General features: G+C 67.4%; 12 protein-coding genes. 3 read left to right on the top strand and 9 right to left on the bottom strand.

The window, feature by feature from the left end:
• Positions 1 to 57 precede the first annotated feature (57 nt).
• The 3 genes from prfA to AB4Y99_RS09890 all read right to left on the bottom strand — a co-directional run bounded on the left by prfA (position 58) and on the right by AB4Y99_RS09890 (position 5,211).
• Entirely contained in the window at positions 58 to 1,149 is a 1,092-nt protein-coding gene (gene prfA / locus AB4Y99_RS09900; protein WP_112763017.1) for a peptide chain release factor 1, read from the bottom strand.
• A gap of 52 nt (positions 1,150 to 1,201) precedes the next feature.
• The gene (gene ptsP / locus AB4Y99_RS09895) at positions 1,202 to 3,469 is read right to left on the bottom strand and encodes a phosphoenolpyruvate--protein phosphotransferase (protein WP_441523188.1); all 2,268 of its coding nucleotides are present in this window, start codon (positions 3,467 to 3,469) and stop codon (positions 1,202 to 1,204) included.
• Between the two features lie 185 nt (positions 3,470 to 3,654).
• The gene (locus AB4Y99_RS09890) at positions 3,655 to 5,211 is read right to left on the bottom strand and encodes an alpha,alpha-trehalose-phosphate synthase (UDP-forming) (protein WP_441523187.1); all 1,557 of its coding nucleotides are present in this window, start codon (positions 5,209 to 5,211) and stop codon (positions 3,655 to 3,657) included.
• Positions 5,212 to 5,489: 278 nt separating this feature from the next.
• Here AB4Y99_RS09890 and otsB point away from each other — a divergent pair, with 278 nt between their 5' ends.
• Both otsB and AB4Y99_RS09880 read left to right on the top strand, forming a co-directional pair.
• The gene (otsB, locus tag AB4Y99_RS09885) at positions 5,490 to 6,290 is read left to right on the top strand and encodes a trehalose-phosphatase (protein WP_441523186.1); all 801 of its coding nucleotides are present in this window, start codon (positions 5,490 to 5,492) and stop codon (positions 6,288 to 6,290) included.
• Positions 6,291 to 6,422: 132 nt separating this feature from the next.
• Complete coding sequence (locus AB4Y99_RS09880) at positions 6,423 to 8,264, top strand: glycoside hydrolase family 15 protein (protein ID WP_441523185.1); 1,842 nt, start codon at positions 6,423 to 6,425, stop codon at positions 8,262 to 8,264.
• A 21-nt stretch (positions 8,265 to 8,285) separates the two neighbouring features.
• Here the strand turns inward: AB4Y99_RS09880 and AB4Y99_RS09875 are convergent, their stop codons facing one another.
• A complete protein-coding gene (locus tag AB4Y99_RS09875) occupies positions 8,286 to 8,507 on the bottom strand; it encodes a putative antibiotic biosynthesis monooxygenase (protein ID WP_441523184.1) in 222 nt (73 codons plus the stop codon).
• 97 nt (positions 8,508 to 8,604) lie between these two features.
• Here AB4Y99_RS09875 and AB4Y99_RS09870 point away from each other — a divergent pair, with 97 nt between their 5' ends.
• Complete coding sequence (locus tag AB4Y99_RS09870) at positions 8,605 to 9,186, top strand: TetR/AcrR family transcriptional regulator (RefSeq protein WP_370954723.1); 582 nt, start codon at positions 8,605 to 8,607, stop codon at positions 9,184 to 9,186.
• Between the two features lie 3 nt (positions 9,187 to 9,189).
• Here the strand turns inward: AB4Y99_RS09870 and AB4Y99_RS09865 are convergent, their stop codons facing one another.
• From AB4Y99_RS09865 to AB4Y99_RS09845, 5 genes are all read right to left on the bottom strand, one after another.
• Positions 9,190 to 10,398, bottom strand: coding sequence for a M20 family metallopeptidase (locus AB4Y99_RS09865; protein WP_441523183.1), 1,209 nt, complete (start codon positions 10,396 to 10,398; stop codon positions 9,190 to 9,192).
• Positions 10,399 to 10,525: 127 nt separating this feature from the next.
• Positions 10,526 to 11,506: a cation diffusion facilitator family transporter gene (locus AB4Y99_RS09860; protein ID WP_441523182.1), complete on the bottom strand. Its 981-nt coding sequence runs from the start codon at positions 11,504 to 11,506 to the stop codon at positions 10,526 to 10,528.
• 31 nt (positions 11,507 to 11,537) lie between these two features.
• The gene (locus AB4Y99_RS09855; RefSeq protein WP_038360657.1) at positions 11,538 to 12,077 is read right to left on the bottom strand and encodes a chromate transporter; all 540 of its coding nucleotides are present in this window, start codon (positions 12,075 to 12,077) and stop codon (positions 11,538 to 11,540) included.
• The gene (locus tag AB4Y99_RS09850) at positions 12,077 to 12,640 is read right to left on the bottom strand and encodes a chromate transporter (RefSeq protein WP_038360655.1); all 564 of its coding nucleotides are present in this window, start codon (positions 12,638 to 12,640) and stop codon (positions 12,077 to 12,079) included. The genes AB4Y99_RS09855 and AB4Y99_RS09850 overlap by 1 nt, the downstream gene beginning before the upstream one ends.
• 10 nt (positions 12,641 to 12,650) lie before the next feature.
• Positions 12,651 to 13,018, bottom strand: a 368-nt coding sequence (locus AB4Y99_RS09845) for a LysE family translocator (RefSeq protein ID WP_441523181.1), incomplete at its 5' end; no start/stop codon positions are given.

Here is a 13,018-nt window from a genome sequence, read left to right as displayed (position 1 = left end):
CGTTTGCTGGTGTCGATGCATCAGCAACGCGAGAAGGAGAATTTGGTTTCATCGCCGTCATTTTCCGGCGATTCCTTCTTCCAGAAGCAGCTTCGCCTGATGCTCGGCCGTCAGCGCATCGATGATCTCGTCGAGCACGAGCCCCTGCATCATCTCGTCGAGCTTGTAGAGGGTCAGGTTGATGCGGTGGTCGGTGACGCGCCCCTGCGGGAAGTTGTAGGTGCGGATGCGCTCGGAGCGGTCGCCGGAGCCGACCTGCGAACGTCGATCGGCCGACCGTTCGGCATCGATCCGCATCCGCTCCATGTCGTAGAGCTTGGCCCGCAGCAATTCATAGGCGCGCGCCTTGTTCTTGTGCTGCGAGCGCTCATCCTGGACCAGGACCACCGTGTTCGTCGGGATATGGGTCAGGCGGACGGCGGATTCGGTCTTGTTGACGTGCTGGCCGCCGGCGCCGCCCGAGCGCAAGGTGTCGATGCGGATATCGGCCTCGTTGAGCGCGATGTCGACCTCGCTCGCCAGCGGCAGCGTGGCGACGGTCGCGGCGGAGGTGTGGATGCGCCCGCTTCCCTCGGTATCGGGCACGCGCTGCACGCGGTGGACGCCGGATTCGAATTTCAGCCGGGCATAGACGCCGCGGCCGTTGATCTCGGCGATGACCTCCTTGTAGCCGCCCATCGTGCCTTCGCTCTCCGACAGGATCTCGACGCTCCAGCCCTTCTGCGCGGCGTGGCGCTGGTACATGCGCAGCAGGTCGCCGGCGAAGAGCGACGCCTCGTCGCCGCCGGTCCCGGCGCGGATCTCGATGATGACGCCACGCTCGTCGGCCGCGTCCTTCGGCAGCAGCGCGATCAGGATCTCGCGGGAGCGCGTCTCGATCTCGGCGCGGGCGGCATCGCGCTCCTCATAGGCGAGCTCGCGAAACTCGGGATCGGTCGCGGGGTCGGCGATCAGAGCCTCGGCCTCGGCCAGCGTCTCCTGAGCCTGGCGCCACGAGGCGATGGCGGCCACGACGGGATCGAGTTCCGACAGCTCCTTGGCAAGCTCGACCGTGCGCACCGGATCGGTGGCATGGTTGATCTCCTCGGTTGCGGCGGCGTGGCGAGCCACGATGCCGTCGAGACGATCCTGCGGAAGCTGTACGGACATGAGGGAACTCTGAAAACGATCTGAAAAGCGGGTCTCGCGGCGGGAAGCGACGCTAGACCGGCACCTTGAACTCGGAGGCGAAGGCCGCCAGCTGCGGGCGCAGATTGATCGCGCCTTCGGGTGAGGCGAGCATCCATTCGAGCCGCTCCCGGAGCTTGCCGGCATCGAGCCCGCGCAGCATCGCCTTGACCGGGCCGACCGAGGCCGCCGACATCGAGAAGGCGCGATAGCCCAGCCCGATCAACGCCATGGTCTCCAGCGGCTTGCCGCCCATCTCCCCGCAGACCGTGACCGGGCAACGCGCCTCGCTCGCCGCATCGACGATGCTCCGCAAGGCGCGCAGGGCGCCCACGCTGAGCGGGTCGAAGCGGTCGGCGACGCGCTTGTTCTCGCGGTCGGCGGCGAAGAGGAACTGCATCAGGTCGTTGGTGCCGATCGAGAGAAAATCCGCCTCGCGGGCGATCTCGGGCAGTTCGAACAGCAGCGACGGCACCTCGACCATCACGCCAACGCGCAGATCACGCGGCGGCGCGACGCCCTGCTTCTCCAGCATGGCCTGCTCGCGGTGCAGGATCATGCGGGCCCGCCGGAATTCCTCGGTCGTCGCGACCATGGGCAGCATGATCTTGAGATCGCGACCGGCGCCGGCCCGCAACATCGCGCGCAACTGCGCCCGCAGCAGCCGCGGCTTGTCGAGGCCGATGCGGATCGCGCGCCAGCCCAGCGCCGGGTTCTCCTCCTCGATCCGCTCCATATAGGGCAGCACCTTGTCGCCGCCGATATCGAGGGTGCGGAAGGTGACCGGGCGATGCTCGGCCGCATCGAGCACCGCGGCATAGAGCGCCTGCTGCTCGGCGGTGGTCGGCATGTGCTGCGCCACCATGAACTGCAATTCGGTGCGGAACAGCCCGATGCCGGAGGCGGCCGTCGCCGTGATGTTCGGCATGTCGACGATCAGCCCGGCATTGATCTGCAAGGTGATGCCGAGACCGTCCCTGGTGACGGCCGGCATCTCCTTCAGCTTCTCGTATTGCTTCTGCTTGCGCGCCCTCAGCCGGGCCTTGTCCTTGTAGGCGTTCTCGACATCGGGCTGCGGGCGGATCTGCACCTCTCCGGCCTGGCCGTCGACGATGATGGCATCGCCGGCCTGGACCAGCGCCGTGGCGTTGACGACCTCGCCGACGGCGGGGATGCCGAGCGCGCGGGCGACGATGGCGATGTGGCTGGTCGGYCCGCCCTCCTCSAGSAKRAGCCCRCGCARACGGRMGCGGTCATARTCGAGCAGSGCCGCCGGCCCCATCGAGCGCGCCACGAGGATGGCGTTCTCCGGCAGATCCTCGCGCGCGACGCCGTTGGCCTTGCCCGTCAATGTCCGCAGCAGGCGGTTGGCCAGATCGTCGAGATCGTGCAGGCGCTCGCGCAGATAAGGGTCGGTCTGGCGCAGCATCTTGGCGCGGGTGTCGGACTGGACGCGCTCGACCGCCGCCTCGGCGGTGAGGCCGGTCAGCACCACCTCGCGCATGCGGCGCAGCCAGCCCTGGTCATGGGCGAACATGCGGAAGGTTTCGAGCACGTCGCGATGCTCGCCGGTATGGGCGACGTCGCCGCGCTCGATCAATTCGTCGATCGAGGCCCGCATCTCGCCGATCGCCGCCTCCAGCCGCGTCACCTCGGCGGCAGGGTTCTCGGCGATGAGGTTGCTGATCGCGACGCGCGGCTCGTGCATCACGGCATGGCCGAGGCCGACGCCATCCGCCAGCGAGACACCGACGCCATGGATCGGCCGGTCGAGGCCGATCGAGGCGCCGGGCGCGGCCAGCGACTTCAGCCCGCCGGCCGCGATCATCTCCGCCATGATCATGGCGGTGGTCTGCAGCGTCTCGATCTCCTCCTCGGAATAGATCCGAGAGGCGCGATTCTGGATGACGAGCACGCCCATCACGGCGCCGCCACGCAGGATCGGCACACCCAGGAAGGAGCGATAGACTTCTTCGCCCGTCTCGGGGCGGTAGGAGAAGGCCGGATGCGCCTGCGCATCCGACAGGGCCAGCGCTTCGGCCTCGCTCGCGATCAGGCCGACGAGGCCTTCGCCGGCCCGCATCGTGGTGAGGTGGACCGCCTCGCGATTGAGGCCTTCTGTGGCATAGAGCTCGAGGGAGCCGTCCTCACGCAGGACGTAGACCGAGCAGACTTCGGCAACGAGATTGCCGGCGATCAGGACGACGAGCCTGTCCAGCCGCTCCTGCGGGCTGATCGACGCCGCCATGACCTCGCGGAGGCGGCGCAAAAGGACGCCCGGTCCTCCGAGAGCGCCTCGCATCGATCTCAGCCCTCCGCCGCCTCCTCAGCCATCGACGATACGATGCCTGTCCAGACCCTGAGTCGCCCACCCGGATCACTGCGCCTTCTAGCGACCAAAGGCCGCCTTCGGCAAGGGCCGGTTGCGCCGGGCGCGGCACGATCAGCGATTCCGGCCAGATTTTAGCGATCGGCCCGGTAGGCAAGTCAGCGGACGGGCGTGGAATGCCCCGCATCGCCCGGCTGCGGGCTCGCCTTGTGCCCGGCGGCGACCGCCCGACTCTTCGTATCCGTACGCCCGGGAACAGCGGCCGCCTTGGCGCGGCTCGCGCGCCTCGTCGCCGAATCGCCCTTGGTCCTGGTCCCGGTCTTCCGGGGCGGCTCGACGGCGCCGGTGGACAGGGGCACGCCGGTGAGCGCTTCCAGATAGCGCCGCCGCCACCAGTCGATGTCGGTCGTCTCGATGACATGGTAGAGCTGCTCGAAGCGGCGGATGCGCTCGCTCTTCGGCATCGCCAACGCGGTACGGATCGCCTCCGCCACCTCATGGGTGTCGTAGGGGTTGACGATCAGCGCCTCACCCATCTGCTGCGCGGCCCCGGCAAAGCGCGACAGCACCAGCACACCGGGATCCGCCGGGTCCTGCGCCGCGACATATTCTTTCGCGACGAGGTTCATGCCATCCCGCATCGGCGTGACCAGCCCGACCTGCGCGCGGCGATAGAAGCCGGCGAGCGCGGTGCGGGAATAGGCCTTCTTCACCACGCGGATCGGCGTCCAGTCGAATTCGCCGAGCTGGGCGTTGAGCCGCCCCGCCACCTCGTCGGACATCCGGTCGAGCTCGGCATATTCCGGCACGTCGCTGCGCGACGGCGGGGCGATCTGCAGCAGGCTGACATTGCCACGCTGCTCCGGATGGCTGCGCAGGAACTGGCCGAAGGCCTCCAGGCGCTGGACGATGCCCTTCGAGTAGTCGAGCCGGTCGACGCCGATTACCAGCTTGCGTTCGCCGAGCGATTCCCGCGTGGCCCTGAGCGGCGTCACCGCCCGGCGCACCGAGGCCGCGGCCAGGCGCCGGAACGCCTCGACATCGATGCCGATCGGGAAGGCCTGCATCAGGGTCTCGCGCGCGCCGAGGCGCACACGCCGCCCTTCCTGGCGAGCGCCGCACAAATCGACGAGGCCGCCGATCAGATTGCGGACGTCGAGCTCGGTCTGCATGCCGATGAGATCGTAGGCGGCGAGCGTCCGGACCAGCGTGGCGCTGAACGGCAGGGCTCCCAGCACATCGGCGGAAGGCCAGGGGATGTGATGGAAATAGCCGATCCGATTGGTGACACCGCGCCGGCGCAGCTCCGCCGCCAGCGGAATCAGGTGGTAGTCGTGAATCCAGATGACGTCGTCCGGCTGGATCAGCCCGGCCAGTGCCCGGGCGAAGCGGCGGTTGACGCCGAGATAGCCCATATAGTCGCTGCGCTGGAACTCGGTCAGCCCGAGCCGGTAATGCATGATCGGCCAGAGCGCGCGGTTGGAGAAGCCGAGATAATAGCTTTGGCGTTCGGCCTCGGTCAGGTCGGTGACCGCGTAGGTCACGTTGCCGCGCTGGACCTGGCGGGTGTCCTCGCCGACAGCGCCGCTCCAACCGAACCAGAGGCCGCCATATTTTTCGAGCGCCTCCCTCAGCGCGACCGCCAAGCCGCCCGCCGTCGCTTTTTCATAACGATCGGGGATGGTGACGCGGTTGGAAACGACGACAAGACGCATGGGCGACGAGTTCTCCGAGGAAGGCCGCCCGATTTTTGCCATGGGCGGCAGGAACAGAACGCCGCGAAAGGCGTAATGTTTCCGAGGTGCAGGGCCGGCTGCGTGACGAAGCGATGGCGGCCTTGCGGTGAAATCGTGTCCTGCATGTTAAGCATCCAGTACAGCGGCACAACCCCAAGGACGATTTTTCGGCGGCGGCGCTCCGCAAATTGTGAAAGAAAGGATTAGCGGATCGAATGGCCGTTCTTCTGCCTCCTTCTCCGCTCAGATACAGAACGATGACGACCTTGATCGAACCCGAATCTATCCATGAAATCCGCGACATCGCTCAGACCGAGCAGCAGATCGCACTCTTTCTGGATTTCGACGGCACGCTCGTCGAGATCGCGCCTTCGCCGGAGGACGTGAAGCTCGACCGTCGCGTCGCGCCCGCGCTCGAGGCGCTGCGCCTCAAGCTCGGCGGCGCGCTGGCGCTGGTCTCCGGGCGCCCGATCGCGTTCCTCGACGAGATGCTGACTCCCTATCAGTTCGACATCGCCGGGTTGCATGGCGCCCAGATCCGGATGGGCGGCGCGCTTCGGGCGCAATCGGACGCCCCGGACAGCCTGCATGAAGCGCTGCGCGAGCTCGTCCGCTTCGCCAACAGCCATGTCGGCATCATCGTCGAGGACAAGCGGATCTCGGTGGCGCTGCACTGGCGGCTTGCCCCCACGCTCAAGGACGAGGCGCTCGACCTGATGCGCCGCACCGCCGCGAAGATGGGGCCGGGCGTGCGCCTGCAGGAAGGCAAGTCGGTCGCCGAGATCGTCCCTGCGAATGCCAGCAAGGGCGGCGCCATCGCCTGGCTGATGGCGACGCCGACCTATGCCGCGCGTCTGCCGGTCTTCATCGGCGACGACATCACCGACGAGGACGGCTTCAAGACGGTGAACGCGCTGGGTGGCCTGTCGGTGCGGATCGGCGCCGACCGCGAAAGCCATGCCATGCATCGCCTCGCCTCGCCGACGGCCTTGCACCGTATCCTTCTCGAAGCCGCCGAGAACGGCCACCTTTCCGCCGCCAGCTTCACCCAGGGCTGATCGGAGAATGTCCGCGTGTCCGAAGCGCGGACATTCTCCAGCTCTTCATTTCATTGCATTTTCTTCATGCGAACCGGTATCCGCGTCGCTTGAAAATGCTCTTGGACCGACCTGACGAGGACCGACCTGACCATGACCGTCACGACCACGGCCGCGGGGCAACACTCCGCCTCGCTCGACCTCGGTGTCATCGGCAACTGCTCGATCGCCGCGCTCATCGACCGGCGCGCCCGCATCGTCTGGGGCTGCTTCCCGCGCTTCGACCGCGATCCGGTCTTCTGCTCCCTGATCGACAACGAGGCGGACGATGGCGACGCGGAGCCGAAGAAGGGCTTCTTCGGCATCGAGCTCGTCGGCATGACGCGGTGCGAGCAGAGCTATCTCGACAACACCGCGATCCTCTCCTCCGTGCTGTCCGACGACCAGGGCAACGCCATCGAAATCCTCGATTTCGCGCCGCGCTTCGTGCGCTATGAACGCTTCTTCCGGCCGCCGCAGATCGTGCGGCGGGTGCGGCGGGTGTCGGGACGGCCGCGCATCCGCGTCATGGTGAAGCCTTGCCTCGGCCTCGGCGAGCAGCCGGACGAGATCACGCGCGGCTCCAACCATGTCCGTTTCGTCGGCGCCGACCAGACCATCCGGCTGACGACGAACGCCCCGCTCTCCTATGTCGTGGAAGGCACGCCCTTCGCCGTCGACCAGGCCTATTCCTTCTTCATCGGCTCGGACGAGGCTCTGCGCGCCGAGATCGAGACCACGTCGCGCGAATTCCTCGACAAGACCACCGACTACTGGCGCGACTGGGTGCGCTCGCTCTCGATCCCCTTCGAGTACCAGCGCGAAGTGATCCGGGCCGCGATCACGCTGAAGCTCTGCGCTTTTGAGGAAACCGGCGCCATCGTCGCGGCGCTGACGACCTCGATTCCCGAGGCCCCCGGCACCCAGCGCAACTGGGATTACCGCTATTGCTGGCTGCGCGACGCCTATTTCGTCGTGCATGCGCTGAACCGCCTCGGCACGACGCGCACGATGGAGGACTATCTCGGCTTCATCACCAACATCGTCGACTCGTTCTCGGAGAGCGGCGCGGAACACCTGCCGCCGCTCTATCCGATCACGCGCGGCGGGACGCTGACGGAGTTCGAGGCAACCAGCCTCTCCGGCTATCGCGGACACCGGCCAGTACGCTTCGGCAATGGCGCGGCCGGGCAGATCCAGAACGACGGCTATGGTGCCGTGGTGCTGGCGGCGACGCATTCCTTCTTCGACCGGCGCCTGATCCAGCCCGGCAAGGACACGCTGTTCGAGCAGCTCGAACGCATGGGCGAGCTGGCGCTCTCCGTCTTCGACAAGCCCGATGCCGGCCCTTGGGAGCTGCGCGAGAAGGAAGCGGTGCACTCCTTCTCCAGCGTGATGTGCTGGGCGGCCTGCGACCGGCTGGCCCGCATCGCCGGCACGCTCGGCCGGGCCGACCGCAAGGAATACTGGAAGGGCGAGGCCAAGCGGCTCAAGAGCTTCATCGCCGAGCGGATCTGGAACGAGCAGAAGGGCCATTTCGTCTCGACCTTCGATGGCGAGGAGCTCGACGCGACACTGCTGCTTCTGGCCGAGCTCGGCTTCGTCAAGCCAGACGACGCCCGCTTCGTCGCCACCGTCGAAGCGATCGGACGCGATCTCACGCGCGGCGATCTCCTGCTGCGCTACGCCACGCAGGACGATTTCGGCTACATGCACACCGGCTTCCTGATCTGCGCCTTCTGGTATGTCGATGCGCTGAACGCGATCGGACGCAGCGAGGAAGCCAAGGCGCTGTTCGAGCGCATCCTGCAGCGCCGCAACAGCTTCGGCCTGCTCTCCGAGGATGCCGACCTCAAGACCGGCGAGCTCTGGGGCAATTTCCCGCAGACCTATTCGATGGTCGGCATGATCAACTCGGCGATGCGGCTCAGCCGCAACTGGGAAGAGGCGTTCTGAGACGGCCCGCTCCCGGGATGGTCAGCGCGGCGCGCCGAAGCGAAAGGCGACCGGGATCACCCCATAGACCATCGCCAGCACCATGGGCGGCACGGCCAGCGCCGTGATGCCCAATGTGGGCCAGCCGGCGGTGAAGGGCGTCAGCACCGCCAGCACCAGATTGATGGCGGCATAGGCGCCGACGGTCGCGACGACCAGGAAGCGCAGGCGCGAGGCAAGGCGGGACGCAAAGGATGCGGTCATCGGCTTCTCCACATAACGGAACGTTCCGTTTCTATTGACCTTGAACTAAACGGGCCGTTTCGTTATGTCAAGAGGCCAAGCAGACGAGGTCAGACAGATGGAACCGAAGCCGAAGCGCCGTGCCTCGATCGGCGCCCGGCGTAGCCCGGAGACGGAAGCTGCCGTCAAGGCGGCTGCACGGGAACTGCTGGCGGAAAAGGGCTATGCCGGCTTCTCGATCGAGGAGGTCGCGCGCCGCGCCGGGGCCGGCAAGCCGACGATCTATCGCTGGTGGCCGAACAAGGCCGAGCTGTTCATCGCGATCTACGGTGTCGAGAAGGACGCCGCCATCCCGGTGCCGGATACCGGGTCGCTGCGCGAGGACCTGCTGCGCTACACCAGGGATCTCTGGCGCTTCTGGCGCGAGGATGCGGCAGGGCGCGTCTTCCGCGGGCTGATCGCCGAAGCACAGACCAGCGAGACGGCACTCGCCGCACTGCGCTTCAAGTTCATGCCGGAACGCCTCGCCTCGCCGCGCAGGATGTTCGTGCGCGCGGCAGAGCGGGGGGATATCGCGACCGACGAAATCGACGACCGGCTCGAACTCTGGGTCGGCTTCAACTGGCTGCACGTGCTGACCGACCGGCTGAGCGAGGAGGAGCCCTCGCTCAGCCGTAAGATCAATCTGCTCTGCCGCTGAGCCTCACTCCACCTTCGCCGCTGCGCGCATCACCGCGAGCGCCAGCACCTGCGCCGCCGGCACGAGGCTTTCGATCTCGAGGAACTCGTCCGGCGTATGCGCCATGCCGCCGATCGGCCCGACGCTGCAGAGCGTCGGAGTGCCCTGCGCGGCGGTAAAGCCGGAATCGGCGCAGCCGCCGGTGAATTCCGCGGTGACGCCGATGCCGAAAGCGGCCGCCGCCTCGCGATAGGTGTCGTAGAGCGCAGCCGATTCCGAGGAGCGCTCCAGCGGCAGGAACTCGCCCTTGATCGAGAGCACGGCGCTGGTGCCGGCAACCTCCGGCGCTTCGATGATCGCCTTGATCTTGCCGACCATCTCGTCGCGCTGGGCGGCGGTGACATAGCGCAGGTCGATCTCGCACCAGGCACTCGGGGCGATGGTGTTGACGGTCTGGCCGCCGCCGATCAGGCCGACATTGACGGTGACGCCCTTCTCTAGATCGGTGAGGCCCTGGAGCTTCGGGATCTTGTGGCCGAGGTCGACGATGGCCGAGGCGCCCTTCTCGTAATTGGCGCCGGAATGGGCGGGCTTGCCGGAGAACTCGGCCCGCATGAAGACGCCGCCCTTGCGGCCGCTGGTGACCGACTGCTTGTGGTCCCTGGCGAAATCGGTACCGGCCGGCAGGCGGCTGGGCTCGGCATTGAAGACGCAGCGCGACTCGCGTGCGGCAGCCTCGATCACCGGCCGCGAGGATGGCGAGCCGATCTCCTCGTCGCTGGTCGTCAGCATCAGCAGAGGCGCGGCGAGCCCGCCCAATTCGGCGAAGGCGGCAGCCACGAAGGCCTCGATGACGAGGCCGCCCTTCATGTCGGCGACGCCCGGCCCATAGGCGCGCGCGCCCTTGATGGTGAAGGGGCGGCGCGTCGGCTCGCCCTGCGGAAAGACGGTGTCGCGATGGCCGAGCAGCAGGACGGGGCGCTGGTCATTGGCCGTCGGGTTGGGCAGGCGCGCCTTGACGGCATCGCCGAAGCGGCTGTCCGGCACGATCTCGACATCGAGCCCGTTGGCCTGATGGAAGCGGGCGATCACCTGCCCGGCCCGGTCGACGCCGGCCTTGTCGTAGGAGCCAGAGTCGGTGTCGACGAGCTCGCGCAGCAGCGCGACCATGCCTTCCTTGCGGCTCGCCAGCCACTCGGTGACCTTCTTCTCTTCGGGGCTCAAGACGCTCATCGACTCACTCGCAATCGTTCCGAACGGGACAATGCCGGCAGCTTATCGGCTGAGCCGCCCGCGGCAACGGCAAACCGCGGCGGAGAGCCCCTTCATGCGGCGCATGCCGGGACCGCCCGGCCGCCGATCAATCGGCCCATTCGGGGTCGGTCGTGAAAGCGATGGTGAGCCAGCGGTCGGGCGTGTCGTCGCCGATCGCCTCGCCGACCTCGTCGCGAATGCGATCCCACTCCTCCAGCTTCTGCGCCGCTCCGCCCTTCGGCACGATGAAGAAGAGCTCGATCTGCCTGCCCCTGCCGACGCGCGCGACATAGGAGCGGTAGGAGGCGAAGCCGTAACGGCGGACGAAATCCTCTGCGACGGCATCGACATGCTGCTTCAGGTCGGACGGGGTCACGAGCAGGATGTCGGCGAMGGCCTGCTTGATCGTGCCGATCGGAACGGGAATCACCGCGATGCAGACCAGAGCCAGCGCCACCGGATCGACATAGGGCAGCATCCAGGCGAGCTTCGTGCCCTGGATCGCATAGCCGAAGCCGAAGGCGACGAGCAGCGCGCCGCTCAAGGCACCGGACATCAGCCAGGCCTTGGCATCGAGCGCGACGAAATTCGACTGAAGGGCGCGGTTGGCCCGCGCGCCGTAGATCGCCATGGCGAAGGCGATCAGCATCGTCAGCGCCGCATAGATGATGGCGTAGTCGAAGGCGAGAAGCCGACCGCCGGCCATGATGCTGCCGATGGCATTGATCAGGGCGTAGATCGCCGCCCCGGTCAGCAGGACGCCATTGAGGCCGAGCACCATCGGCTCCAGATGCCAGAAGCCCATGGTGAAATGCTTGACCAGCTTGCTGCCGGCGGCTCCGTCCGCCGTCGAGGAGACGATCAGGGTCGAGACCAGCAGCGCGACGATCGTCATGATCGCGTCGGTCAGGGCGTAGACGCCGTCGAAGACGATCGCGAAGGAACCGGAGAGAAGGCCGAAGACGATGCCTGCGGCCGCCAGCAGGAAGGTGACGGCGATCGAGATGCGCAGAACGCTTTGCTCGGTCTTCACGACAAGCCCCTTCTCCCGGCTCATCTGTACCACGCCCAGGCTGCCGCACGCCATTTGGCGCCCCGGCGGCAATCGGCCTGCCCGATCAGACGAAGCCGAGCGCCCAGGCGGTGGCGTAGACGACCGTGCCCGCCGCCATCGGGACGAGCGGGTTCACCTTGGACCGGTAGGTGACGATCGCGGTCGCGGCGGTGACCGCATAACCGAAGACCCCAGCATCGGCCGCGATTGCCGCGACAAGGCCGCTCGCCAGCATGAGGCCGAGCGCAATCGGCACCAGCGCCAGCGTGACGATCCTGACGATGCGATTGTCGCGATAGCGCTGCAGGCCGCGGCTGCAGACGAAGGTCAACACGGACGATGGCARCAAGATCGCAAGGGTCGCGACGAGCAGGCCCGTCGTCCCGGCCATGTGCCAGCCGACGACGCTCGCCAGCATGACGTTCGGCCCCGGCGCCGCCTGCGCGATGGCGAAGAGCCGGGCGAAGGTCGGCGCATCCATCCAGGCGAGGACATCGACGAGCTGGCGGTGGATCTCCGGCACCACCGCATTGGCGCCGCCGATCGCCATCAGCGAGATCGCGCCGAAGGTGATGGCGAGCTGGCCGAGGACACCGCGCTCCATCAGACCCGCCTCGCGCTCAACGATGCCGCGACAAGGCCGAGCGGCACCAGCACCAGCAGGGCCGGCAGCATCGGCAGCCTGAGAATACCGACGGCGAGAAAGGCGGCAGCGGCCATGATCCAGGCCCAGCGGGCAAGCCCGGCGCGGGTGAGGAGCCGGGCGGCGGTGCCGAGGATGAGCCCGGCCGCGCTTGCCGCCGCCCCGGTCAGGGCGATCTGCGCCAGCGGATGGTTCGAAACCGCGTCGTAGATGTTCGCGATGGCGACGAGCACCAGCAGCGGCATGGCCATCAGGGCGACGAGGCAGGTCAGGGCGCCGATCGGTCCCCGGAAGCGATCCCCCAGCATCACGGCCACGTTGACCGTGTTCGCGCCTGGAAGCGCCTGGCAGATGCCCATCAACTCGGCATAGCCGCGATCGTCGAGCCAGCCGCGTTCGGCGACGATGATATGGCGCGCAATGGGGCCGACGCCGCCGAAGCCCATCAGCCCGATCTTGAGGAAGCCCGTGAAGAGCGCCGGCAATCCCGGCCGTAGAGCGGACGTGGACGCGCTTGCGGACATGCAGCCCTCGTCAGCGGCGCGCTTCCATCGCCATGCGCAGGGCGAAACCGGCCAGCACCGTGCCCATCAGCCAGCGCTGCACGAGCGACCAGAAGGGCCGCGTCCGCAGGAACAGCGCGATGCTGCCCGCCGCCGTCGCGATCAGGGCGTTGACGCTGCCGCTGATGGCGATCTGGATGAAACCGAGCACCATGGACTGGCCGAGGACATCGCCCGCGGCCGGGTCGATGAATTGCGGCAGCAGGGCGAGATAGAACATCGCGATCTTCGGATTGAGCAGGCTGGTCAGGAAGCCCATGGCGAAGAGCTTGCGAGGGCCGTCATGCGGCAGGTCGCGGACATGGAAGGGCGAGCGGCCACCGGGGCGCACCGCCTGCC

This window comes from Allobosea sp. TAB14, from assembly GCF_052113865.1.
Classification (GTDB): domain Bacteria; phylum Pseudomonadota; class Alphaproteobacteria; order Rhizobiales; family Beijerinckiaceae; genus Allobosea; species Allobosea spartocytisi.
This window is presented reverse-complemented; position numbering and strand designations above follow the sequence as displayed.